This is a genomic window from Microbacterium sp. ZW T5_45 (assembly GCF_044987415.1).
Classification (GTDB): Bacteria; Actinomycetota; Actinomycetes; order Actinomycetales; family Microbacteriaceae; genus Microbacterium.
On the sequence record NZ_JBJDRJ010000001.1, the window covers coordinates 1 to 22,010 of the forward strand.

The following is a 22,010-nucleotide window of genomic DNA, read 5'->3' on the forward strand; positions in this document are numbered from 1 at the left end:
GCGACCGTCATCGATCTCGCGTCCCGGATGGTGCTCGGCTGGGCGACCGGGAAGACACAGACCGCTGAGCTCATCGTGAGGGCGATGAAGAGAGCCCAAGCGAGTGGACGTATCGAGCCGGGAGCGATCTTCCACTCCGATCACGGCACCCAATACCGGTCCCAACGATTCACCCGATTCTGCGCCCGCCACGGCATCCGCCGCTCGATGGGAAAGAACTTCGAGTGCTGGGACAACGCCGTCGCGGAATCGTTCTTCTCGAAGATCAAGAACGAACGACTCCGCTGGCTGCGGCTGACCACACGAGGCCACGCGACCCGCGAGATCAGCGACTACATCCGCTACTTCAACACCCAACGCCGGCACCAGAGCCTCGGCTACACGACACCCGCCGAGACCCTGACCCGGCTCACCACACAACCCGCCGCGAACGCGGCCTGACACGAAAGGAACAGGGACCAACTCCACGACACGCGGACCACCCCAGCAGCATCCGTCATGATCTCGCGCGGTTGACCTGTTCTCGTGCCGGTCGGAACCTTCTCGTGCCGGCCGGAACCTGGACGTGCCGGCCGGAACCGGGAACCGCCGCCCGGAACCGATCAGCGCTGCGGCGGAGCCTCCTGGCCCACGGCATCCGTGCTCGAACCCGAGACCGCGACGCCGCGCTGCTCGGCCTCGAGGCGTTCGGCCTCCTCGCCGCTGATCGCTTCGCCGCGGGCGACGAGCCCTGCCTGATCCGACAGCGGGATCTGCTTGAGGAACAGCGACAGCAGCAGCGCGACCACGACGAACGGGATCAGGTACCAGAACACCGGCGCGAGAGCGTCCGCATAGGCCGTCACGATGCCGTCGCGCACCTCGTCGGGCAGGGTGCTCAGCGTCGCGGGGTCGATCGTCGACGCGGCCTGAGATGCGGCATCCGACGATGCACCCGCATCCGTGAAGACGCCGAGCAGGTTCTCGGTGAGACGCGTGGTGAAGATCGTCCCGAACACCGCGGTGCCCAGCGACGCGCCCACCTCGCGGAAGTAGTTGTTCGTCGAGGTGGCGGTACCGATCTCGTTCGCGGGCACCGCGTTCTGCACGACGAGCACCACGACCTGCATGATGAGGCCGAGACCCGCACCGAAGAAGAACAGGAACACGCAGATCAGCCAGATCGGGGTGCTCGCCGACAGCGTCGTGAACGCCACCATCGCGAGCCCGGTGATGATCGTGCCGAGGATCGGATACACCTTGTACCTGCCGGTCTTCGAGATCGCGATCCCCGAGTAGATCGACGTTCCCATCAGGCCCGCCATCATCGGGATCATCAGCAGACCGGATGCCGCCGCCGAGGTCCCGGACGACATCTGCAGGAACGTGGGGATGAAGCCGATCGCGGCGAACATCCCGATGCCCAGGACGAGACCGATCGCCGTGGCGTTGAGGAAGATCGGGTTGCGGAACAGGCTCAGCGGGATGATCGGATCCTGTACGCGCGACTCGGTGAAGATGAAGGCGGCCGCAGCGGCGACGAGACCGGCACCCCAGGCCCACGTGGCGAGCGAGTCCCATCCGAACTCCTTGTCGCCGCCGAAGTCGGTGAAGAAGATCAGGCAGGTCGTCGCGATCGAGAGGAAGATCACACCGAAGATGTCGATCGGCTTCTCGGCCTTCTTGCTCGGCAGCTTCAGGGCGACCAGAGCGATGATGAACGCCGCGATCCCGACCGGGATGTTGATGTAGAACGCCCACTGCCAGGTGAGGTGATCGACGAAGAAGCCGCCGAGCAGCGGACCGGCGATCGCGGAGAGGCCGAAGACCGCGCCGAGCGGACCCATGTACTTGCCGCGCTCGTTCGCGGGCACGATGTCGGCGATGATCGCCTGCGACAGGATCATCAGACCGCCGCCGCCGAGACCCTGGAGAGCGCGGAAGACGACGAACATCCAGAAGTCCGTCGCGAAGGCGCAGCCCACCGAGGCGAGCGTGAAGAGCGCGATGGCGATGAGGAACAGGTTGCGCCTGCCCAGGACGTCACCGAACTTGCCGTAGATGGGCATGACGATGGTCGTCGCGAGCAGGTAGGCGGTGGTGATCCAGACCTGGTGGTCGACGCCTCCGAGCTGGCCGACGATGGTCGGCATGGCGGTGGAGACGATGGTCTGATCGAGGCTGGAGAGCAGCATCCCCGCGATGAGGGCGCTGAAGATGATCCAGATGCGGCGCTTCGTGAGCAGGAAGGGCGCATCCTTCGTGGCGGTGGCGGACATTCAGTCGGCTTTCTCTGACGTGGTGAGGAGGGAACGGGCGATCGCGAGGCGACTCGTGAGCAACTCGCGGAAGGGCACGGGGGACTGGTGGTGGAGCAACTGGTCCATCGACAGGCGCAGCAGTGCGCCGACCGTCTGGACCAGGACCTCGGCGCGGAGTGCGGCATCCGGCCCCTCGCCGAGCCGCTGGACGACGAGGTTCGCATCGCGACGCTCGCTCTCTGCGAACTGATCGAGCAGCGCTTTGAAGAGCCGAGGTTCCGTGTCGATCACCGCGAACAGGGCGCGCGCATCGTGGACAGGGTTGAACAGTTCGAAGCGCGTGATCGTGAGGTCGACGAAGTCGTCGAGCAGGTCGCCCGACTGTGCGACGAAGCGCTCCTCCAGCTTCTGCTGTCGGGAGTCGATCACGGCGAAGCCGAAGACGGCGTTCTCCTTGGAGGCGAAGTAGTTGAAGAACGTGCGGCGGGAGACGCCCACCTCGGAGCACAGCTCTTCGACGGTGAAGCCGCCGAAGCCCTTCTCTGCGGTGAGCCGACGCGCCGCGTCGGTGAGCGTGCGCGAGGTCTCGCGCTTGTTGCGCTCTCTCAAGGATTCTGCACTCGTATCCATAGAGTGCAATTATGCACCATTCCTGCCATAGTGCACGAATCCATCGTGATCCATCCGTAACACTTACGAAACACGTCGTACCGTATCGTTTGTGACATGACCTCGACCGCCTCGGAGCGCACCGGCCGTCCGACCGACGAAGACCTCACCCGTCGCATTCTGGAGAATGCCGGACGGCTGCTGGGCGAACGCGGTTACGCCGCGCTGAGCGTGGAACAGGTCGCGAAGGCAGCCGGGTGCGGAAAGACCGCGATCTACCGCCGGTACGCCGACAAAGGTGCGCTCGTGGCAGCCGTGCTGCAGTCGCAGGTGCGCCTGGGGGAGACCCCCGACACCGGCGACGTGCGCACCGACCTGCTCGAGCACGCCCTGCAGAACCAGCGCAATCAGGAACTCTCTCCCGAGCAGAGCCACGGGCTGCGGGCGATGTTCGAGCCCGACGTCTTCCCGTCCCTCTGGGACGGATTCTTCCAGCACCGCAGAGCGCAGGGGATCGAGATCATCGACCGCGCCATCGCCAGAGGCGAGCTCCCCGACGACGTCCACCGCGACGTCCTCCTCGACACGATCGCCGGACTCACCCTGTACCGGCAGTCGGTCAAACGCATCCGCATCGCCGAGCCCTCGTACGTCGACATCATCGACGCACTCGTCTCCCGCCCGCCGCGTCGCTCCGGCGACTCCGACGAACAGGTCCACCATGTCCACTGACGCTCCCGTCACCCAATCCCTCCCCAAGGTCAGCGCTCGCGCCGTCGTCGGGTTCCTCATCTTCTGCGAACTCGCGAGCGGCTTCGTGCAGGGCTTCTATGCCCCGCTCCTCGGCGAGATCGCCGGCCACCTGCAGGTCTCCGATGCAGACATCACCTGGTTCCTCACGGTGCAGACGCTCGCCGCCGCCGTGTGCGTGCCTCTGCTGTCGAAGCTCGGCGATATCTTCGGACACCGCCGGATGCTGCGCATCGCCGTGATCGCGGTGCTCATCGGCACCGTCGTCACGGCACTCCTGCCGAGCTACCCTCTCGTTCTCGCGGCGCGGATCCTCGTGGGCCCGCTCGCCGTCTGGCTGCCGCTCGAGATCGCCCTCGTGCACAACCGGATCAAGGGTGAGACGGCACGTACCTCGATCGGTCTGCTGGTGTCGTGCCTCACCGGTGGCGCGATCCTCGGCACCATCTCGGCCGGTGTCTTCTCCTCGCTGCTGCCGAGCCTGACCCTGACCCTCTTCATCCCGGTGCTCTTCGTCGCGGTCAGCGTGTACGCCGTCTTCTTCAAGGTGCCCGAGTCCACCTCGCGCACCGGCGCGAAGGTCGACGTGCTCGGCTTCGTCGGCATCGGCCTTGCGATGGTCGTGCTGCTGTTCGGACTTCGACTCGCCTCGAGCGAGGGATTCGGCTCACCTGCGACGATCGGGACACTCGCGGCCGCGGTCGTGATCTTCGCGCTCTGGGTGTTGTGGGAGCTGCGGACATCGTCGCCCGCGATCGACGTCCGACTGATCGTGTCTCCCCGGATGGGCCCGGTGTACCTCACCGCGTTCCTCTTCGGCATGGTGATGTTCGGGGCGCAATCGCCGTCGACGACCTTCCTCACCGCCGACCCCGCGCAGACCGGATATGGCTTCGCCGCCAGCGCAGGAACGGCATCCGCCGTCACCGCCGTGGTGACGATCCTCGCCACGATCGGCGCCGCCACGTTCGCGCCGATCGCGAGGAGGATCGGCATCCGATCCGTGCTGGTGAGCGGAGCTGCGGTGGCGGCTGCGGGATCGCTCGTCCAGATCGCGTTCCACGACGAGCTCTGGCAGATCTTCCTCGTGTCGGCGATCAACGGCATCGGCATGGGGCTGCTGTTGGGCGCGCTTCCCGCGCTGGTCGCCGAGCTCGCCCCCAGCGACCAGACCGGCATCGCGACCGGCGTCTACAACTCGCTCCGCACGCTCGGCGGCTCCGCGGCGGGCGCCGTGTTCGCCGTGATCCTCGCTGGATTCACGGCATCCGGTTCGCTCTCGTCGTCGATCGGCGGCTACGTCACGATCTGGAGCGTCTGCGCCGGCGCCTTCCTCATCGCGGCCCTCGCGTTGGCATTCATGCGGATGCCGGCACAGGCCGACACCACCACCACGAAAGGCTGAACCATGACCGCACCGGACTTCACCGCGGATGCGGTCGGCATCCTGCCGGAGCTCGTCGCCCTGCGTCGGGCCCTGCATGCCGACCCCGAACTCGGACTCGACCTTCCCCGCACGCAGCAGAAGGTGCTCGACGCGCTCGAGGGTCTGCCGCTGGAGATCACCACAGGCACGGCGACCACCTCGGTCGTCGCTGTTCTCCGCGGCGCACATCCAGGACCCGTCGTCCTGCTCCGCGGGGACATGGACGCCCTGCCCATCGACGAGGCGACGGATCTCGACTTCGCCTCGACGAACGGCAACATGCATGCCTGCGGGCACGACCTGCACACCGCCGGTCTGGTCGGCGCCGCGAAGCTGCTCTCGGCCCGACGAGACGAGCTCCACGGGTCCGTGATCTTCATGTTCCAGCCGGGTGAGGAAGGCCATGGGGGAGCCAAGGTCATGCTCGACGAGGGGCTGCTCGACGCCGCCGGCGAGCGTCCGGTCGCTGCCTACGCGATCCATGTCGCCCCCGGACCCCGGGGTGTCTTCGCGACGCGCTCGGGCGCGGTGGCCGCAGGATCCAACCAGCTGTACGTCACGGTGAACGGTCGCGGCGGGCACGGCTCGCAGCCTCAGCAGACGCTCGACCCGGTGCCGGCCTCCGCCGAGATCGTGCTCGCTCTGCAGAGCTTCGTCACGCGCCGCTTCGACGCCTTCGACCCCGTCGTGCTCTCGGTCACCCGCCTGTCGACGGGAGAGGGGGCCGTGAACGTCATCCCGGAGAAGGTCGAGCTCGCCGCGACCGTCCGCAACATGTCGCCGGCATCGCTGAAGACCCTGCAGGACGGTCTTCCGCGGGTGATCGAGGGAGTGGCGAGCGCGCACGGCCTCACCGCAGACGTGCGCTTCGAGACCATGTACCCCGTGACGGTCAACGCGGCGGCGGAGACGGCGGAGACCGTCGATGTGCTGCGCGACACCTTCGGCGAGCAGCGCGTGATGATCATGCCGACGCCCATGATGGGGTCCGAGGACTTCGCCTTCGTCCTCGACGAGGTGCCGGGGACCTTCATCGCGCTGATGACCTCACCTCCGGATGCCGACCTCTCGAGCGTCGAGTGGAACCACTCGCCGCGCGTCGTATTCGATGACGCGGTGCTCGGAGATCAGGCGGCCGCGCTCGCCGCGGTGGCATTCGCCCGCACAGCACGCTGATCCCAGATGAGGGGCGTGTCGTCGGTTCGCCGACGGCACGCCCCTTCGCCATGTCCGCGAATTTCTTTGTGACGTTTCGTCGTCTGCATCCGTCTCAGTAGTGTCGCTGAACCGCGACCCGCGTTCCGCACCGGATGCGGAGACGATGAAGGAGCACATCATGGCGAACGTGACCACGGCGACCCCGTCCACGACCCGGGCGACGGCCGCGACCACGGCGGGCAAGACCACGATCGAGGACGGCGTCGTCGCGAAGATCGCAGGAATCGCGGCACGCGAGGTCTCGGGCGTCCACGCTCTGGGCGGGGGAGCAGCCCGCGTCGTCGGAGCGATCCGCGACGCTCTCAACACCACCGACCTGTCGCAGGGAATCAGCGTCGAGGTCGGCGAGACCCAGGTCGCCGTCGATGCGACGGTCGTCGCCGAGTACCCCGTCTCGCTGCAGAAGGTCGCAGACGACGTCCGCGCCTCGATCGCCCGGGCGATCACCGACCTCGTCGGCATGGATGTCGCCGAGATCAACGTGACCATCAACGACGTGCACATCCCCTCCGATGACGACGAGGACCAGGCCCAGGAGGCACGAGTCCAGTGAATGCCTCGGTGATCGGCGCGGCGGCGGCCGCGGTGCTGGTGCTGACGTGGATCGCCTTCGGCTTCTGGGCCTTCGCTCTCGTGGCTCTGGCGATGCTCGTCGGCGCGGCGGCCGGCCGGATCGTGGACGGCCGCCTCGACGTCCGCGCTCTCGCGGATGTCGTCAGGGGACGGCGTTCGTCGTCATGACCGTCGAGCTCAGTAGCGATCGGGCGAGCGACAGGGTCGCGGGCGTGACGGTCATCAGCTCCCGTGCACTGAAGCGGGTCGCCTTGGGGCTCGTCCGCGATGCGGCCCGGGTGCCGCTGACCGAGGTGTCGGTGGACGTATCCGATGACCGCGGGGCGTTGCGCCTGTCGGTGGTCACGCCGTTGGCGCTTCGTGCCGGTCATACGACGACCATCGCCCAGGACGGCGACTCCGTGCGCAGAGGCCTCATCGACGGCATGCGCCGGCTCGCCGGCCGCACGGTGTCGACGGTCGACCTGCGGTATTCAGGAGTTCAGCGGATCGCGGAGAGGAGGGTGACATGAGCAGCGACGCACGCATCTACCGACGGGTGCTCAGACGCGAGACGCATGCGTCCCGGTCTCTGCCGGCGGCCACGGTCGCCGCGGTGGCGGCGATCGTCATCGTCCTGCTGCTCTCGGCGGGTGTCTGGTACCTCGCAGACCCGACCGCTGCGTCTCTGCTGCGCGCATGGGTGACACCGGTGACTGCTGGGCAGGGCAGCGGCGTCGTGTTCGCAGTGATCGCCGCAGGAGCGGCTGTCATCGGGCTGGCCCTCACGCTCGCCGCTGTTCTTCCTGGACGGCTGGCTCGCCGGGGACGGGTCACCGATCGTGCGGCGCTCATCGTCGATGACGGCGTGATCGCCGACTCCGTCGCACGGTCGGTCGGACGCCGGGTCGGCGTTCCCACCGGTCAGGTCCGCGTGGTCGTCGGTCGACGGGCGGTCAGCGTGCGCATCACCCCCACCAGCGGCGTGTCGGTCGACTCCCGCGCGGCCGAGGATGCCGCGGGGGAGACGGTGCGGGCGATCGGATTCCCCTCGGCGGTGCGCGTCGCCGTCGCCGCAGAAGGGGTGGTCGCATGAACGCCGCGAACCGCGTGGTCAACCGTCTCGTGCTGTTCGTCGCGGGTATCGCCCTGCTCGTCGTCTCCGCGGCCGCCGCCCTGCGGTCCGCATCAGCGGCAGAGGTCCGCCCGGCCTGGTGGCGTGACGCCGAGGCCGCTCTGAGCGCGGCCTGGGGCGTCGCCTCGGGATGGACGGTCGAGCTGGGCGATCCGGCATCCGTCGCCGTTCTGCCGGTGATCGCGGTCGCGACGGCCCTGGTGGTGCTCGCCATCGCTGTCGTCGTCATCGCGACGCGGAGGCGGGGGCGCACCCACGACGTTCTGGAGCTGGCGTCGGATGCCGGAAGGACCGTGGCCGACCGCCAGGTCGCGGATGCCGTCCTCTGCGCCCCGCTGCTCGCCCGACCGGACGTCGTCTCGGCTCGTGCCGAGGGCTATCTCATCCACGGACGCAGAACCATCGGGCTCGCCGTTCGCGTGCAGCCGGGCGCGACGCTGGACTCGGTGCTCGAGACCGCCGACGCCGCGATCGCCGAGTGGGATGCGCTCAGCGGCGACAGGCAGCCGGTGGTCGTGCATCTGTCTGATCGCTCGTGGCGTGACGCGCTGCGACCGAAGACCCGAGTCCGGTGATGACGAGGTCGTGACCGTCGCGACGTCGCGACCGGGCGACCCAGGCGGGAAGGCCCGCGAGGATTCGACCCCGAGATCCGGGGCCGGTGAGAGAAAAGGGAGAGACACCATGAGTGCAGAAGACAAGATCAAGGCCGCAGCCGAGAAGATTGCCGGAAAGGCCAAGGAAACGGTCGGCAAGGTCATCGATGACGACAAGCTCGTCGCCGAGGGCAAGGCCGAGCAGGCCAAGGGTGACGTCCGTGACGCGGCCGAGAACGTCAAGGACGTGTTCAAGAAGTGACCAGGGGAGGGGAGCGTCGGCAGGGGCGCTCCCCTCTCTCCGGCGACCGAGGAGTGACGTATGGGCGAACGTAGAGGACACCCGGCCGATGCCATCCGAGTGCGATCCGGCTCCGAATCCCTGGAGAACGCCGGATGAGGGAGTGAACGCATGCAGGAGGACCGCTTTCGCAGCGCGCTGGAGGCCGCGGACGACGCGATCATCGCGGGCCGCGCGATCGACGGCGACGTCGCCGCGTTCGCGGTGCTCGTGCGGCGGTACACGCCGCTGATGCGCGCCTACGTGCAGCGCATGATGAACGCGTCACAGGATGTCGACGACATCGTGCAGGAGACGTTCGTCACCGCGTGGCAGCGCTTCGCCGAGCTCGAGGATCCGGGCAGGGTCAAGAGCTGGCTGATGAGGATCGTGAGCCGCAAGGCGGTCGATCGCATCCGTGCGCTGCGTCCGACGGTCGACGTCCTCGAGATCGAGCGCGCCGCGCCGGAGCACACGGCACCGGCACGAGTCGCCGAGGTGCACGCCGGGATCGCGGCGCTCGGCGCCGCGCTGCAGGAGCTGCCCGACGCCCAGCGCGAGAGCTGGGTGCTGCGGGAGATCGGGGGCTACTCCTATGACGAGATCGCCGAGGAGCTGGGGACCTCCCCGTCGACGGCGCGCGGACTGCTCGCTCGCGCGCGGAAGTACATGCTGGTGAGGATGGAGGACTGGCGATGAGCGACGACGAACAGCTGCCCGCTGAGATCCGTCGACTGGGTCTGGAGCCCGATGATCTCGACGGCCACACGCTCGAGGATCTCTCGGACTACCTCGACGCCGGGCGGACGCCGGCTGACGCATCGATCGACGGTTCGCCGGGATGCCAGCTCGCGCTGGACGCGTTGGAGCGTCTACGCCGGCTCGGCGGTGAGCTGCTCGAGGCGGATGCCGCGGCGCACCCTGCTGTCGACGAGAGCTGGGTGGATCGCATCCTCGGCGGCATCGCACTCGATGTCCGCGCCGGTCGTCGGATCCCTTACGCGGGCGATGACGTGACGGTCGACAGCGGTATCACGGAGGGAGCGGTGCGCGGGGTGATCCGGTCGGCGGAGAACGCCGTGCCCGGCATCCTCGTCGGGCGCTCGACGCTCGTCGGCGATGTCGAGACGATCGGCGCCCCGGTGCGGATCGGCCTGGAGATCAGCGCGCTGTACGGCACGCCGATCCCTCGTGCGGTCGAGAGCCTGCGGCGTGAGGTCGCCGATCGGCTGCACCGCCAGACGGACCTGGTGATCGATGCGATCGATATCACGGTGCGCGATGTGCAGAGGTTCGAGACATGGACGGAGGGGGGAGCATGAGGGCATCCGACGTGGAGCAGCTGGCCGGACGCATCCATGCGGCGGTGAGCGCGGTGGCCGGCGTGGAGCGCATCTACGGTGCCGGCGGTCTTGCCTCGACGGTGGTGCGCGCGGGTGCCGCTGCGCTCGGCGTCGATGCGGGGTCGCCGGTCAGGGTGGCCGACGGGGAGTCCGGCACCCGCGTCGACGTGTCCCTCGGGGTGGACGGATCCCTGAGCGCCGCTGACGTCCTCCAGGCGGTCCGCGCCGCGATCGACGGGGTGCTCGCGAGCGAGGGGCTCGTGACGGAACGGGTCACGCTGACCATCGCCCACGTGCATCCGCGGGAGGGGGCGGACCGCTCCTGAGACTCAGGTCCAGCCGAGTCGGTGGACGACGAACTCCGACGACGCAGGGCACGTCGCATCGGCCACTCGCGAGACAGGCTCGTGGCGACGCAGCGCGGCATCCGCCGCGAACGCGTGCTGCAGCTGCGCGTAGGCCTTGGCCATGAGAGGCCGGACCTCGCCCTCCCTGCCGAAGGAGCGCGAGGGCGAAGGGTGCGCGAGCAGCACGAGTTCTGTTCCCCCGAGATCCGGACGTGCGCAGACGATCGCGAGAGTCGGCACGACGAACGACCACGTGAAAGGCAACAGCAGATCATCGGGGTCGCCGAGGCCGGGGGCGTGGAAGAGTCCCCGCGACGTCGGATGCCCGATGTGAAGGTCCTGTCCGATCCACGAGGATCCTGACCGAACGAGCTCGTGCGACAGCTCGGGGCTGCCCACCGTGAAGCGGTTCTCCGTCAACGCCGTCACAGCCCTCTCGAGGGCGGCATGCGCTGAGGCGCTCACGATCAGGCGGGCTCCGTCCACTCCATCACGACGCGTGAACGGGGCGATGCGGGTGCGGCGTCCTCGACCGGTGTACACGTCAGATCCCGATGCTCGGAGCAGGCGACACCGCTGCGTATCCGTTCATCCTCGGCCTCCGATCCGCTGAAGGCTAGCCCGCACGCGCCCCGTCCCCGACGGGTCGAGGACGGGGCGCGTGCGGGCGGCGCGGTCAGGATGCCGCGCGGAGTCCCTCGAGCAGGGGAGTGGTCGGGCGACCGATGAGGCGTGCCAGCGTGCCGTCGGTGTCGGCGAGAGCGCCCGCGCGGATGCCGGCATCCAGTGCGACGACGAACCCAGCGGTGCCTTCATCCAGACCCGCCTCCTGCAGAGCGGCGAGCTGCTGCTCGGCGGTCAGCGGCGTGTAGACGACCTCGCGACCGGCGAGCTCGGTGAAGGCCGCCGCCAGGTCGGAGTACGTCCAGGCCACGTCGCCGCCGAGCTCGTAGACCTCGCCGACGTGGCCGTCCTCGAGCAGCACGACGGCCGCGGCGTCCGCGAAGTCCTTGCGGCTGGCCGAGGCGACGCGTCCGTCGCCGACACCGGCCGCGAGCACACCCGTCTCCTTCGCGACGGCGAGGTCGCGGACGTAGTTCTCGGTGTACCAGTTGTTGCGCAGGATCACGGAGGGGAGCCCGGATGCCGTGATCGCCTCTTCGGTCGCCTTGTGCTCGGGGGCCAGAACGAGGTCGCTCGTCGTCGCCTTCGGCGCGCTCGTGTAGACGAATTTCGTGACCCCTGCGGCGACGGCGGCATCGATGACGGCCTTGTGCTGCGCGAAGCGCTGACCGACCTCGGAGCTCGACACGAGCACGACGGAGTCCACACCATCGAGTGCGGCAGCGACGGACGAGGGATCGGTGTAGTCGAGACGCGCCGTGCGCACGCCGAGGTCGGCGACCTTCGCGACGTCGCGTGCTCCGGCGACGACCTGGTCGGCGGAGGCGCCGCGCTCGAGCAGGCTCTCGACGATGAGGCGGCCGAGGTGTCCGCTGGCTCCGGTGACGAGGATGGTCATTGTTGGTCCTTTCGTAGGTGACACCAGAGCCAACCCGCGGCGACGGCTCATGCATTCCACCCAGAAGGTACCCACTTTCAGGTAAGGTACCCACATGTCGGTCAGTTATGCACAGATCCGCGAGTCCACGCCGCAGATCTTCGAACCCGGATGCAGTTCGCGGGTGGTCCTCGACCACATCATGAGCAAGTGGGGAGTGCTCGTGCTCTCCGCGCTGTCCGACGGCACGCTCCGCTGGGGCGAGCTGCGACGCGAGGTCGCCGGCATCAGCGAGAAGATGCTGGCCTCGACCCTTCGCACTCTCGCCGACGACGGCATCGTGCACCGGGAGTCGTTCCCGACCGTGCCCCCGCACGTCGAGTACAGCCTCACTCCGCTGGGCAGGGATCTCATGGAGCGGATGCTGCCACTCGTCGAATGGGTGGCGGATCATTCGGATGCGATGATCGGACGCCCCTGATTCTGCGGAAACGGTCGCGCGAGGCGGCATCCTCCCGCTGATTTCGTCGTCTCAGAGAATGGTTGACGCGATTACGGTGGTGGCCCTACTGTTCTGAGCATGGCTACGACGCCCATTCATCTGGAACATCCCGACGGCAAGGGGCTGGCAGCCGGGACCCTGGGACTGTGGGGTTCGACCGTCATCGGTCTCGCCTCCACCGCACCGGTCTACTCCCTGGTCGCCTCCCTCGGCTGGGTGGTGATCGCTGTCGGTGCGCAGGCCCCGATCGCGTTCGTCATCGCCTTCGTCCCGATGCTGCTCATCGCCTTCGCGTATCGCGAGCTGAACAACGTCGTGCCGGACTGCGGTACCACGTTCACCTGGGGCACCAAGGCATTCGGGCCGTGGGTCGGCTGGATGGGCGGCTGGGGTGTGGCGGTCGCGGGGATGGTCGTTCTCGCCAACCTCGCCCAGATCGCCTCGGTCTACTTCTGGTCGCTGATCGGTCAGGATCTCGAGAACAACGACTGGCGCGTGATCGTCGTCGCCGTGGCGTTCATCGCCGCGATGACCTGGGTGAGCTGGCGCGGTGTGGAGATCGGCGAGCGCATCCAGAACATCCTGCTCGCGATCCAGTACCTCGCCCTCGCCGTGTTCGTCGTCGCGGCGCTCGTGCAGTTCGCTGCGGGCACCGCTCCCAACCCGACGCCCTTCGACTGGCAGTGGCTCAACCCGTTCGGCTTCACCGACTGGTCGGGCTTCACCGAGGCGATCCTGCTCGCGCTCTTCATCTACTGGGGCTGGGACACGTGCCTCGCCCTCAACGAGGAGACGAAGGATCCCAAGCGGATTCCCGGACGAGCCGCCGTGCTCACCTGCGTCATCCTGCTCGTCACCTATGTCGCCGTGACCATCTCGGCGATGATGTACGCGGGTCTGGGCGAGACCGGCACCGGCCTCGGCAACGAGGCCAACGCCGACGACTTCTTCCTCGGCATCAAGGACGGACTCCTCGGTCCGTTCGGCTGGCTGCTGGTGGTGGCCGTGATCATCTCGGCGATCTCCTCGACGCAGACCACGATCCTGCCGACCGCACGCGGCACGCTCGCGATGGGCGTCTACCGCGCCCTTCCCGAGCGCTTCAAGAAGGTGCACCCGCAGTACAAGACGCCCTCGTTCTCGACGCTCGTCATGGGTGTCGTCGCGGTCGCCTACTACGTCGGCATGACGCTCGTGAGCGACAACATCCTCCAGGACTCGATCCTCTCGCTGGGCCTCGCGATCGCGTTCTACTACGCGATCACCGGATTCGCCTGCGTCTGGTACTTCCGCAAGGAGCTCACCCGCTCGACCAGGGACCTCTTCTTCAAGGGGATCTTCCCGCTGCTCGGCGGACTGATGCTGACGGCCGCCTTCGTGCAGTCCGCGATCGACATGTGGGACGTCGACTACGGCTACACGGTGCTGTTCGGCATCGGCGGCACGTTCGTGGTCGGCATCGGATCGCTCGCCATCGGCCTCGTGCTGATGTTCGTCTGGTACCTGTTCCCGCGCTCGAAGCGGTTCTTCCGCGGCGAGAGCCTGAACCGCGAGACCGAGGTCATGGTGCCCGACGAGCCCGCAGGATTCACCCGTTCGATCGACGGCGGAATCTGACGCGAGGGCGGATGCGCACGGCATCCGCCCGTCCGGATGCTGTCCTAGTGTGGTTCCGTGCGCATCCGGCTCGACATCGCTTACGACGGCACCCACTTCCGTGGCTGGGCCAAGCAGCCGACGCTGCGCACGGTGCAGGGCACACTCGAGAGCGCCCTGGCGCGGATCGTCGGCTCCGATGTGCAGTTCGTCGTCGCGGGGCGCACCGATGCCGGTGTGCACGCGAGCGGGCAGGTCGCACACGTCGACCTCGATGACGCGCAATGGACTCGCGTCGAATCGCGCCACGGCAAGGCCGCGCAGGATCCGGCCGCGTCGATCGCCGGGCGCATGCGCGGCGTGCTCGGTGCGTACCCGGATGTGACGGTGACGCGCTCATCGATCGCCCCGGAGGGCTTCGACGCGCGATTCTCGGCCGTCTGGCGGCGCTATCGCTACCGCCTCGCCGACGAGACCACAGGCTACGACCCGCTGCGCCGCGCGAACACGACGACGCATCGAGGGCACCTCGACGGCGACGCGATGGATGCCGCCGCGCAGACCCTCATCGGTCTGCATGACTTCGCCGCCTACTGCAAGCCGCGCGAGGAGGCGACGACGATCCGCACACTCCTGGAGTACCGGTGGACGCGCGACGCCGACGGCGTGCTCGTCGCCGAGCTGAAAGCCGATGCCTTCTGCCACAGCATGGTGCGCGCTCTCGTCGGCGCGTGCGCGGCGGTAGGGGAAGGGCGTCTGGACGTGGCCGATGTCGTGCGGCTCCGGGATGCCCTGGCGCGCACCAGCGAGTTCAAGGTGCTCGCCGCGCGGGGGCTCACGCTCACCGAGGTCGGGTATCCCGAGGACGCGCTGCTCTCCGCACGAGCAGAGCAGACGCGCGCGCGCCGCTCGATCGACGACTGAACGTCACCGTTGCGGTCGCCCACCCCCAGGAAGGCGACCGCAACGGTTCGTGCGCGGGGTCTCAGACACCGCCGCGCGGTCTCGGACCATCTCTCTGAGGGGAGAGGAGAGACGACTGGTCCGTAAGCTGACTCTAGAAGACGGGCGTTCACGCAAGGTGAGGGGAACCGTGACGGGTGAAGGATCGGCGTTCGCGAGTGCTCTGCGGCTCGCGATCTCGGAGCGGGGGATCTCTCTGGGGCGGCTGCGGGAGCAGTTGCTCGCAGACGGCAATCCTGTGTCCATGGCGACGCTCAGTTACTGGCGGTCAGGGGACCGGCAACCGGAGGGCTCGCAGTCCCTCGCCGTCGTGGAAGGTATCGAGGATCGTCTCGGTCTCGCTCGTGGACACCTCACGAGCCAGCTCGGGCCCTCCACACGTCTCGGCACAGTGGCACCTCCGAAGCTGCCCTTCGACGAGGAGCGCGTTCAGCGCGAGGCTCAAGAGACGCTGCAGGCTCTGGGAGCCGCGCCTCAGGAGCATCTGCGGGACATCTCCACGCAGTACGTCGTGTACGTGGGCCGTGACGGCGCCGTGGACCACACGGTGACCCGGGCGCTCGTGCAGGCCACCAAAGGGCGGATCGCGGAGATCCCCCTCATCGATGCGACACCCGTCGAGACCGACGTGATGTCCGTCATCAGTGACGTCGTGGGAGGCCGACTGGACCGGGAGTACCTGCATCCGGGGCATCTGCTCTCCGGGTTCGTGATCGCGCTGGACGTGCCGATCACGACGGGGGGCACCGCACTCTTCGAGTTCACCGAGACCTATCCTCCGGGGCATCCGCCCCGGCAGTCCGCGTGGCATGCGACCTCGCGGGCCGCGCGCGAGACCCTGATCTGGGTGCATTTCCATCCCGATGCGCTCCCGAGCTGGTGCGAGGAGTACCTGGAGACCGAGGACGACTACTCCTCGGCCATGCGCTCGGTGGCCTCCGGGTCGGTGCACCTGGCCCGACATGGATTCGGCCCCGGCGTGCTCGGCATCCGCTGGGGATATGACGACTGAGTCCTCGAGGGACACTGATTCCTCGACCCCGCACAGAATCGGCGAGTAGCGTGGCCCTGTCATGAAGGTGATCTCGTACAACCTCAGGAAGCACCGCGCAGCAGGAGAGCTGGTGCAGCTCGTCACCGCCCACGACCCCGACGTGCTGTGTCTGCAGGAGTGCGACGTGGTCGAACTGCCCGACCGGATCGGCGATCTGGTGCTCGCGGACGCGACGCAGGGGAACCGGCTCGGCCTCGCGCTCTACTACCGCACGAGCACGTTCCGCATCCTCGGGGTGAAGACGATCGGACTGAAGAAGTCCCTGCACGACCGCATCGCCAAGCCCGCCCATGAGCGGGTTCTCGGGGCTCGGCTGCATGACATCGACGAGGGACGCGACCTGATCGTCGCGTCGTTCCACGCCGCACCCCTCACCGCGCTGAACTCGTTACGGCGGCACCAGATCCGCGCGGCGCTCACCGAACTCGCGACCCTCGGGGAAGGGCTGCCGCAACTTATGGTCGGCGACTACAACTACCCCGTGTTCAAGGAGAACCTCGGGCACGCGGTGCGCGCGCACGGGTACGCACTGACCCTCAGCGACGACCACACGTACACGCGCTACCGGGTCTTCCGCGGGCACTACGACTTCGCCACATCCGCGGGCTTCGAGATCGAACGCGTCACGACCCTGCCTCAGGGCACGAGCGATCATCGGCCCATCCTCGTGACCGCGCGCCTGGACTGACCGCACGGTTTGGGTTCCGGCTCCGCATGACGTAAGCTGTCTCTTTGGTACTCGACTGCCGAGTGCCACGAACGTGAGCCCTCCACTGGCGTGTTCTCTTCTGTCGAAGAAGAACCACCCCGGAGCGGGATTCACGAACTCCTCCGTTCGATCAAGAAAGCAGCACTATCGTGACGCGCACTTACACCCCCAAGGCTGGCGAAGTCCAGCGCGACTGGGTCGTCATCGACGCCACCGACGTCGTTCTCGGCCGTCTGGCATCGCACGCCGCCGCACTCCTGCGTGGCAAGCACAAGCCGACCTTCGCCAACCACATCGACTCGGGTGACTTCGTCATCATCGTGAACGCTGACAAGGTCGCGCTCACGGGTCAGAAGCTCCAGAAGAAGATCGCCTACCGTCACTCGGGCTACCCGGGCGGACTCAAGGCGACCAACTACGCCGAGCTGCTCGAGAAGCACCCCACCCGCGCTGTCGAGAAGGCCATCCGTGGCATGCTCCCCAAGAACAGCCTCGGCCGTCAGCAGCTGGCGAAGCTCAAGGTGTACGTCGGTGCCGAGCACCCGCACGCCGCCCAGCAGCCCACGCCGTACACCCTCGACCAGGTCGCGCAGTAAGCGCCCTAAAGACTTAAGGACATACTCGTGGCTGACATCCAGGACACCACCGAAGCTCAGAACTACTCCACGTCGACCCCCGAGACCGAGACGGTCGAGGCGGCTCCCCGCCCCGTCCTCAGCGTCCCGGGCGCAGCCGTGGGTCGTCGCAAGCAGGCCATCGCCCGCGTGCGTCTGATCCCCGGTTCGGGCACCATCACGGTCAACGGCCGTGCGCTGGAGGACTACTTCCCGAACAAGCTGCACCAGCAGCTGATCAACGACCCGTTCACGGCTCTCAACCTCGTCGGCGCCTACGACGTCATCGCCCGCATCTCGGGCGGCGGCGACTCCGGCCAGGCCGGCGCGCTGCGTCTCGGCATCGCCCGTGCGCTCAACGAGATCGACGCGGAGAACAACCGCCCGACCCTGAAGAAGGCCGGATTCCTCTCGCGCGACGCTCGCGTCAAGGAGCGCAAGAAGGCCGGTCTCAAGAAGGCCCGCAAGGCGCCTCAGTACTCCAAGCGTTAAGGTTCATCCGACCGATGCCGATCTTTGGCACGGACGGTGTGCGGGGGCTCGCCAATGGCATCCTCACCGCCGATCTTGCGCTCACCCTGGCCCAGGCGACTGCTGTCGTCCTGGGCCAGGGCCGTACTGCGGAGGCTCGCAAGGCCGAAGGCAAGCGCCTGACCGCAGTCGTCGCCCGCGACCCCCGCGTCTCGGGGCACTTCCTGACTGCAGCCGTCTCCGCAGGACTCGCCTCCTCGGGTGTCGACGTGCTCGAGGCGGGCGTCATCCCGACGCCGGCTCTCGCGTTCCTGGTCGCCGACCGTGACGCCGACTTCGGCGTGATGATCTCCGCCTCGCACAACGCCGCCCCCGACAACGGCATCAAGATCTTCGCCCGCGGCGGCGTGAAGCTCCCCGACATCGTCGAGGAACGCATCGAAGCCGCGATGGCCGGTGAGAAGCTGCGTCCGACGGGTGCGGGCGTGGGGCGGATCATCCGCTTCGCGGACGCGGAGGACCGCTACGTGGTGCACCTTCTCGGTTCGCTGCCGCATCGTCTCGACGGCATCCACGTGGTGCTCGACTGCGCGCATGGCGCGGCCGCAGGCGTGTCGCCGGAGACATTCCGGGATGCTGGCGCCGAGGTCACCGTCATCGGGGCGGACCCCGACGGGCTCAACATCAACGACGGGGTCGGATCGACCCACCTGGACAACCTCGCGGAGACCGTCGTCCGGCTCGGCGCCGCCATCGGGATCGCGCACGACGGCGACGCCGACCGCTGCCTGGCGGTCGACGCCGAGGGCAACGTCATCGACGGCGACCAGATCATGGCGATCCTCGCGGTGTCGATGAAGGAGCGCGGTCGACTCACCGATGACACGCTCGTCGCCACCGTCATGAGCAACCTCGGCCTTCACGTGGCCATGCGCGAGCATGGCATCATCGTGCGGCAGACCGCCGTCGGCGACCGCTACGTGCTCGAGGACATGAACGCCGGCGGCTACGCCCTCGGCGGCGAGCAGTCCGGTCACGTGATCATGAGCGAGTACGCGACCACGGGTGACGGTCTGCTCACCGGTCTGCACCTGGTCGCCGAGATGGCGCGCCAGGGCAAGACGATCGCCGAGCTCGCCGCCGTCATGACCGTGTATCCGCAGGTGCTCATCAACGTTCGCGGCGTCGACAAGGACGCGGTGGACGCGAACGAGGACGTGCAGGCTGCTGTGCGCGCGGTGGAGGCCGAACTCGGCGACACCGGCCGTGTGCTGCTGCGCAAGTCCGGCACGGAGCCGCTCGTGCGAGTGATGGTCGAGGCTGCGGACGCGGAATCCGCGCATGCCTATGCCGAGCGTCTCGCCGACGTGGTGCGCACGCAGCTCGCACTCTGACGAGCAGCCTCATGTAGAAGCGCCTCAGCCGTTCACCGGCCGAGGCGCTTCTGCATGTCGGAAGGACTGTCAGATCGTGCTGCGCTTCGCGTTGCGTCGAACGGTCGACGCAACGGCGATGCCGCCGCCGACGAGCGCGAGCGCGCCGCCGCCGACCCAGAGCGCGAGAAGAGCCTCGCCGTCGGTGCCGGTCGTCGCGAGGCCGTCGGCCACGGGGGCCGTTGCCGAGCCGCCGTCGGCCGGGCTCGAGCCGTTCGCCGTGCCGGCGGTGCCCGTTCCCCCTGTGCCCGCAGCCGTGCCGGTGCCGGAGGCGGTAGCGGATCCCTCGGCGGTGCCGGCGCTTGTGGATGATCCGCCGTCGGCGTCCGCCGTGGGCTCGGGGTCGCCGGCGCTCACCGATGCGGCGACGCCGATCGGGTTCGACGGTGAGGTCGCGAGCACGGTGTAGGGGCCGGAGGCGTTCGCGGGGAGTCGGATCGAGACGCCGCCGAGTCCACCGCCGTCGGTCGCGGTGACCGTGCCGAGGATCGCTGTCTCGACCGCGAACTTCACGAAGCCGAGAGAGGCGCCGCTGGCGTTCTCGCCCGTGAGCGAGATCGCGACGGTCTCTCCGGGGAGGAAGTTGGCGGGCGGTGCGGTGAACTCGAATGCGCCGCCGGGCTCGACGTTGGGGTTGCTGACGCCGCCGGTCTCCGGTGGCGTGTAGGCGATCGCCGACGTCGACACGGACAGCACCGCCGCGGCAGCGATGGCTGCGATGGCGGCGGTCTTGATGATCGCGTGCTTCATGGTTCCCTCCGGAACGTGTGGTGGATCGCTGTGTGGGGGACTGCGTCGTGAGAAAGTGCCGCGATCGAACGGATGTGAAATTCCGATATGCCGCTTCCGTCTTGATTATTCAGGATTTCCACAGGTGGGCGCAAACCCCTCTGTAACAAGTGCGTGAACAGTCGGGGTGGAGCGCACAGCGATGGTCTCGGTGCGGGGCGCCCGTACGCGCAGGTCGAGGGTGACCTCTTCGCCGGGTGCGAGTCGGGTGCGCCAGGTCAGAACCTGCCTCCCGGCATCCTCTCCGCCTCCGAAGACGGTCGTGTCTGCCATCGGCGTGCTGGTCGTCGACGTGAGCACGCCGTCGACCGGGAGATACACGTAGACCATGGTCTCGACCTCGCCCGGCGGGACGCCGTGCGTGCCACCCCCGGTGAGGTAGTCGGGCAACTGCGCCGCGTCTGCCGGAGCCGTGTTCCGCAACGTCACCGTGAGCGCCGCATCACTGCCGCACCAGGCAGCACCGCTGTCGAGCTGCATGTAGAAATCCATCTTCGAGCTCGTGGCGTCGTTGGCGTAGATCCCGAACTGCGTGACGTCTTCGGCGGTGTCCAGCGAGCCCTGGAGGGCTGTGCCGTCGAGCACCGCCTGCTCCTCGGCATCCGCATTCCACAGCAGCAGGCGGTTCTCCGTGCCCGCCGTCGCGAGGGCCGACACGAAGACCGACGGGTCGAGACGACCGCCGGTGATCGCGTCGAAGACGGCGGCGGCGGCCGAGGCGAAGATCGCGTCCTGCACCCGCGGATCCTCGTAGTCGATGTACACCTGGTTGAGTAGCACCTGCACGGCGTTGTCGGACGTGAGCTGCACGCCGTTGCCGAGGGTCACGGGTCCTGTCGCCCGCAGCAGGTAGGACAGGGCCACCGGGTCGATCGAGAGCACGCCGTCGACGGTCATGCCCTTCTCACGCTGCCACATCGCCTGCATGATCGGGCCGTCGCGGGTGAAGTCGGGGATCTGCGTCACGTTCTGCACGAACGTCGCGGGCTGCGTGCCGAAGATGCGGATCTGCTCGTCGGAGAGCTCGACGACCGGCTCTGCGTAGGTGGGGAAGTCGCCGGTCGATGCCTGGTCGGCGAGCGTGACGCGCCCGCCCTCGGCGTGCACGAGCACCATGGCGCCGACGATGCCGCCGAGTGAGCGCCATTCGGCGTTGTTCTGGAAGACGATCAGATAGTCGCGGGGGTCGTCGCGTCCGAGCATGGCGGGCAGCAGGGTCGCGGTGCGGCTGAGGGTGTCGACGCTGCCATAAGCGTCGTGCACGAGTTCGGCGACCTGGTCGACGGCCGAGGAAACCGGGCCGAGCAATGCGGTCCGGTCGATGCCAGCGAGGTCGCTGTCGGCCGTGCCGAGCGCGGTCGCTGCTGCGGATGCCGCACTCTCGAGCTCGGTGAACGCGGCCAGATCGATCGCGCCGTCGGTGGGGCGGATGCTGTCGAGCGAGAACGTCGCGGCGACCGAGGACAGCGGCACGAGTGCCGTGGTGGCGACGTCGTCGAGAGTCGCAGCCACGGTCGAGACGGCCGAGAGCTGCGGGCCGACCCAGGGGAGCTGTTCGGCGAGCGCCCAGACGGGGTCGCCGGTGAGATCACGCGCTGCGGCCGTGTGCGTCGAGACCGTGGCGATGAGTTCAGGAGCGGATGCCGGGTCGGCGAGCACCGTTCCGGCGTCGGTCGCCGCCGCTCTCGCCGCGTCGAGGTGCTGGTAGGCGAGTGCGGCGCGAATGCCGATCCAGGCTAGGGCCGCGAGCGACAGCACGAGGATGCCGCCGAGCACCCATGCCGAGATGCGCCCCGCGCGCCGGCGTCGACGCGCGGCGGGGCTTTCGGCGGTGGCGTCAGACACGGCGGATGACGGTCGTGATGGAGGAAGAACTCATCTG

27 protein-coding genes are annotated in these 22,010 nt (G+C 68.1%); 21 read left to right on the forward strand and 6 right to left on the reverse strand.

What is annotated here, in order from left to right; all coding sequences use genetic code 11:
- A partial coding sequence (locus ACI3KS_RS00005) for a DDE-type integrase/transposase/recombinase (protein WP_404913889.1) occupies positions 1-441 on the forward strand: 441 nt, incomplete at its 5' end.
- Between the two features lie 161 nt (positions 442-602).
- Here ACI3KS_RS00005 and ACI3KS_RS00010 read toward each other — a convergent pair.
- Together ACI3KS_RS00010 and ACI3KS_RS00015 are read right to left on the reverse strand one after the other, a co-directional pair.
- On the reverse strand, positions 603-2,258 hold the full coding sequence (locus ACI3KS_RS00010) for an MDR family MFS transporter (RefSeq protein WP_404913891.1): 1,656 nt from the start codon (positions 2,256-2,258) through the stop codon (positions 603-605).
- Entirely contained in the window at positions 2,259-2,870 is a 612-nt protein-coding gene (locus ACI3KS_RS00015) for a TetR/AcrR family transcriptional regulator (protein WP_404913893.1), read from the reverse strand. It lies immediately after the preceding gene.
- Positions 2,871-2,966: 96 nt separating this feature from the next.
- Between ACI3KS_RS00015 and ACI3KS_RS00020 the strand changes: the two genes are divergently transcribed.
- From ACI3KS_RS00020 to ACI3KS_RS00075, 12 genes are all read left to right on the forward strand, one after another.
- Complete coding sequence (locus ACI3KS_RS00020) at positions 2,967-3,581, forward strand: TetR/AcrR family transcriptional regulator (RefSeq protein ID WP_404913895.1); 615 nt, start codon at positions 2,967-2,969, stop codon at positions 3,579-3,581.
- The gene (locus ACI3KS_RS00025; protein ID WP_404913897.1) at positions 3,571-5,004 is read left to right on the forward strand and encodes an MFS transporter; all 1,434 of its coding nucleotides are present in this window, start codon (positions 3,571-3,573) and stop codon (positions 5,002-5,004) included. The genes ACI3KS_RS00020 and ACI3KS_RS00025 overlap by 11 nt, the downstream gene beginning before the upstream one ends.
- A 3-nt stretch (positions 5,005-5,007) precedes the next feature.
- On the forward strand, positions 5,008-6,201 hold the full coding sequence (locus ACI3KS_RS00030) for a M20 family metallopeptidase (protein ID WP_404913899.1): 1,194 nt from the start codon (positions 5,008-5,010) through the stop codon (positions 6,199-6,201).
- A gap of 160 nt (positions 6,202-6,361) precedes the next feature.
- Positions 6,362-6,796, forward strand: coding sequence for an Asp23/Gls24 family envelope stress response protein (locus ACI3KS_RS00035; protein WP_404913901.1), 435 nt, complete (start codon positions 6,362-6,364; stop codon positions 6,794-6,796).
- Positions 6,793-6,984, forward strand: coding sequence for a hypothetical protein (locus ACI3KS_RS00040; RefSeq protein WP_404913903.1), 192 nt, complete (start codon positions 6,793-6,795; stop codon positions 6,982-6,984). Before ACI3KS_RS00035 ends, ACI3KS_RS00040 begins: the two co-directional genes overlap by 4 nt.
- Positions 6,981-7,328 (forward strand): hypothetical protein, encoded by a 348-nt coding sequence (locus ACI3KS_RS00045; RefSeq protein ID WP_404913904.1) that lies wholly within the window; start codon positions 6,981-6,983, stop codon positions 7,326-7,328. The genes ACI3KS_RS00040 and ACI3KS_RS00045 overlap by 4 nt, the downstream gene beginning before the upstream one ends.
- Positions 7,325-7,891 carry a hypothetical protein gene (locus tag ACI3KS_RS00050; protein WP_404913906.1) on the forward strand — a complete coding sequence of 189 codons (567 nt, stop codon included), beginning with the start codon at positions 7,325-7,327 and terminating at the stop codon, positions 7,889-7,891. The genes ACI3KS_RS00045 and ACI3KS_RS00050 overlap by 4 nt, the downstream gene beginning before the upstream one ends.
- Positions 7,888-8,505, forward strand: coding sequence for a hypothetical protein (locus ACI3KS_RS00055; protein WP_404913908.1), 618 nt, complete (start codon positions 7,888-7,890; stop codon positions 8,503-8,505). The genes ACI3KS_RS00050 and ACI3KS_RS00055 overlap by 4 nt, the downstream gene beginning before the upstream one ends.
- 109 nt (positions 8,506-8,614) lie before the next feature.
- The gene (locus ACI3KS_RS00060; protein ID WP_404913910.1) at positions 8,615-8,788 is read left to right on the forward strand and encodes a CsbD family protein; all 174 of its coding nucleotides are present in this window, start codon (positions 8,615-8,617) and stop codon (positions 8,786-8,788) included.
- A 150-nt stretch (positions 8,789-8,938) separates the two neighbouring features.
- Positions 8,939-9,505 carry an RNA polymerase sigma factor gene (locus ACI3KS_RS00065; protein WP_404913912.1) on the forward strand — a complete coding sequence of 189 codons (567 nt, stop codon included), beginning with the start codon at positions 8,939-8,941 and terminating at the stop codon, positions 9,503-9,505.
- Positions 9,502-10,128 (forward strand): hypothetical protein, encoded by a 627-nt coding sequence (locus tag ACI3KS_RS00070; protein ID WP_404913914.1) that lies wholly within the window; start codon positions 9,502-9,504, stop codon positions 10,126-10,128. Before ACI3KS_RS00065 ends, ACI3KS_RS00070 begins: the two co-directional genes overlap by 4 nt.
- Entirely contained in the window at positions 10,125-10,475 is a 351-nt protein-coding gene (locus ACI3KS_RS00075) for a hypothetical protein (RefSeq protein WP_404913916.1), read from the forward strand. Before ACI3KS_RS00070 ends, ACI3KS_RS00075 begins: the two co-directional genes overlap by 4 nt.
- A gap of 3 nt (positions 10,476-10,478) precedes the next feature.
- On the opposite strand, the gene ACI3KS_RS00080 is transcribed toward ACI3KS_RS00075, so the two are convergent.
- Positions 10,479-11,039 (reverse strand): hypothetical protein, encoded by a 561-nt coding sequence (locus ACI3KS_RS00080; protein ID WP_404913918.1) that lies wholly within the window; start codon positions 11,037-11,039, stop codon positions 10,479-10,481.
- Positions 11,040-11,172: 133 nt separating this feature from the next.
- Positions 11,173-12,018, reverse strand: a complete 846-nt coding sequence (locus ACI3KS_RS00085) for an SDR family oxidoreductase (protein ID WP_404913920.1) — start codon at positions 12,016-12,018, stop codon at positions 11,173-11,175.
- A 94-nt stretch (positions 12,019-12,112) separates the two neighbouring features.
- Between ACI3KS_RS00085 and ACI3KS_RS00090 the strand changes: the two genes are divergently transcribed.
- From ACI3KS_RS00090 to glmM, 8 genes are all read left to right on the forward strand, one after another.
- Entirely contained in the window at positions 12,113-12,478 is a 366-nt protein-coding gene (locus ACI3KS_RS00090) for a winged helix-turn-helix transcriptional regulator (RefSeq protein ID WP_404913922.1), read from the forward strand.
- A 99-nt stretch (positions 12,479-12,577) separates the two neighbouring features.
- The gene (locus tag ACI3KS_RS00095) at positions 12,578-14,116 is read left to right on the forward strand and encodes an APC family permease (protein WP_404913924.1); all 1,539 of its coding nucleotides are present in this window, start codon (positions 12,578-12,580) and stop codon (positions 14,114-14,116) included.
- Positions 14,117-14,173: 57 nt separating this feature from the next.
- Positions 14,174-15,019 (forward strand): tRNA pseudouridine(38-40) synthase TruA, encoded by an 846-nt coding sequence (gene truA / locus ACI3KS_RS00100; protein WP_404913926.1) that lies wholly within the window; start codon positions 14,174-14,176, stop codon positions 15,017-15,019.
- A 169-nt stretch (positions 15,020-15,188) separates the two neighbouring features.
- Positions 15,189-16,070 carry a hypothetical protein gene (locus ACI3KS_RS00105; RefSeq protein ID WP_404913928.1) on the forward strand — a complete coding sequence of 294 codons (882 nt, stop codon included), beginning with the start codon at positions 15,189-15,191 and terminating at the stop codon, positions 16,068-16,070.
- 61 nt (positions 16,071-16,131) lie between these two features.
- On the forward strand, positions 16,132-16,800 hold the full coding sequence (locus tag ACI3KS_RS00110; RefSeq protein ID WP_404913930.1) for an endonuclease/exonuclease/phosphatase family protein: 669 nt from the start codon (positions 16,132-16,134) through the stop codon (positions 16,798-16,800).
- A gap of 170 nt (positions 16,801-16,970) precedes the next feature.
- The gene (rplM, locus tag ACI3KS_RS00115; protein ID WP_404913932.1) at positions 16,971-17,417 is read left to right on the forward strand and encodes a 50S ribosomal protein L13; all 447 of its coding nucleotides are present in this window, start codon (positions 16,971-16,973) and stop codon (positions 17,415-17,417) included.
- A gap of 27 nt (positions 17,418-17,444) precedes the next feature.
- Positions 17,445-17,927 (forward strand): 30S ribosomal protein S9, encoded by a 483-nt coding sequence (gene rpsI, locus ACI3KS_RS00120; protein WP_404913934.1) that lies wholly within the window; start codon positions 17,445-17,447, stop codon positions 17,925-17,927.
- Positions 17,928-17,941: 14 nt separating this feature from the next.
- Positions 17,942-19,300: a phosphoglucosamine mutase gene (glmM, locus tag ACI3KS_RS00125; RefSeq protein WP_404913936.1), complete on the forward strand. Its 1,359-nt coding sequence runs from the start codon at positions 17,942-17,944 to the stop codon at positions 19,298-19,300.
- 69 nt (positions 19,301-19,369) lie between these two features.
- Here glmM and ACI3KS_RS00130 read toward each other — a convergent pair whose 3' ends face one another.
- Together ACI3KS_RS00130 and ACI3KS_RS00135 are read right to left on the reverse strand one after the other, a co-directional pair.
- The gene (locus tag ACI3KS_RS00130; RefSeq protein ID WP_404913938.1) at positions 19,370-20,089 is read right to left on the reverse strand and encodes a hypothetical protein; all 720 of its coding nucleotides are present in this window, start codon (positions 20,087-20,089) and stop codon (positions 19,370-19,372) included.
- Positions 20,090-20,194: 105 nt separating this feature from the next.
- A complete protein-coding gene (locus ACI3KS_RS00135) occupies positions 20,195-21,973 on the reverse strand; it encodes a DUF4012 domain-containing protein (RefSeq protein WP_404913940.1) in 1,779 nt (592 codons plus the stop codon).
- Positions 21,974-22,010 lie beyond the last annotated feature (37 nt).

Bases quoted from the DNA above. Each gene is read 5' to 3' on its own strand.
- ACI3KS_RS00065 (WP_404913912.1), top strand. From the start codon at position 8,939: ATGCAGGAGGACCGCTTTCGCAGCGCGCTGGAGGCCGCGGACGACGCG.
- ACI3KS_RS00110 (WP_404913930.1), top strand. From the start codon at position 16,132: ATGAAGGTGATCTCGTACAACCTCAGGAAGCACCGCGCAGCAGGAGAG.
- ACI3KS_RS00095 (WP_404913924.1), top strand. From the start codon at position 12,578: ATGGCTACGACGCCCATTCATCTGGAACATCCCGACGGCAAGGGGCTG.
- ACI3KS_RS00035 (WP_404913901.1), top strand. From the start codon at position 6,362: ATGGCGAACGTGACCACGGCGACCCCGTCCACGACCCGGGCGACGGCC.
- ACI3KS_RS00060 (WP_404913910.1), top strand. From the start codon at position 8,615: ATGAGTGCAGAAGACAAGATCAAGGCCGCAGCCGAGAAGATTGCCGGA.
- ACI3KS_RS00055 (WP_404913908.1), top strand. From the start codon at position 7,888: ATGAACGCCGCGAACCGCGTGGTCAACCGTCTCGTGCTGTTCGTCGCG.
- ACI3KS_RS00130 (WP_404913938.1), bottom strand. From the start codon at position 20,089: ATGAAGCACGCGATCATCAAGACCGCCGCCATCGCAGCCATCGCTGCC.
- ACI3KS_RS00070 (WP_404913914.1), top strand. From the start codon at position 9,502: ATGAGCGACGACGAACAGCTGCCCGCTGAGATCCGTCGACTGGGTCTG.
- ACI3KS_RS00045 (WP_404913904.1), top strand. From the start codon at position 6,981: ATGACCGTCGAGCTCAGTAGCGATCGGGCGAGCGACAGGGTCGCGGGC.
- ACI3KS_RS00015 (WP_404913893.1), bottom strand. From the start codon at position 2,870: ATGGATACGAGTGCAGAATCCTTGAGAGAGCGCAACAAGCGCGAGACC.
- ACI3KS_RS00085 (WP_404913920.1), bottom strand. From the start codon at position 12,018: ATGACCATCCTCGTCACCGGAGCCAGCGGACACCTCGGCCGCCTCATC.
- ACI3KS_RS00010 (WP_404913891.1), bottom strand. From the start codon at position 2,258: ATGTCCGCCACCGCCACGAAGGATGCGCCCTTCCTGCTCACGAAGCGC.
- ACI3KS_RS00030 (WP_404913899.1), top strand. From the start codon at position 5,008: ATGACCGCACCGGACTTCACCGCGGATGCGGTCGGCATCCTGCCGGAG.
- ACI3KS_RS00020 (WP_404913895.1), top strand. From the start codon at position 2,967: ATGACCTCGACCGCCTCGGAGCGCACCGGCCGTCCGACCGACGAAGAC.
- glmM (WP_404913936.1), top strand. From the start codon at position 17,942: ATGCCGATCTTTGGCACGGACGGTGTGCGGGGGCTCGCCAATGGCATC.
- ACI3KS_RS00090 (WP_404913922.1), top strand. From the start codon at position 12,113: ATGTCGGTCAGTTATGCACAGATCCGCGAGTCCACGCCGCAGATCTTC.
- ACI3KS_RS00025 (WP_404913897.1), top strand. From the start codon at position 3,571: ATGTCCACTGACGCTCCCGTCACCCAATCCCTCCCCAAGGTCAGCGCT.
- ACI3KS_RS00050 (WP_404913906.1), top strand. From the start codon at position 7,325: ATGAGCAGCGACGCACGCATCTACCGACGGGTGCTCAGACGCGAGACG.
- ACI3KS_RS00075 (WP_404913916.1), top strand. From the start codon at position 10,125: ATGAGGGCATCCGACGTGGAGCAGCTGGCCGGACGCATCCATGCGGCG.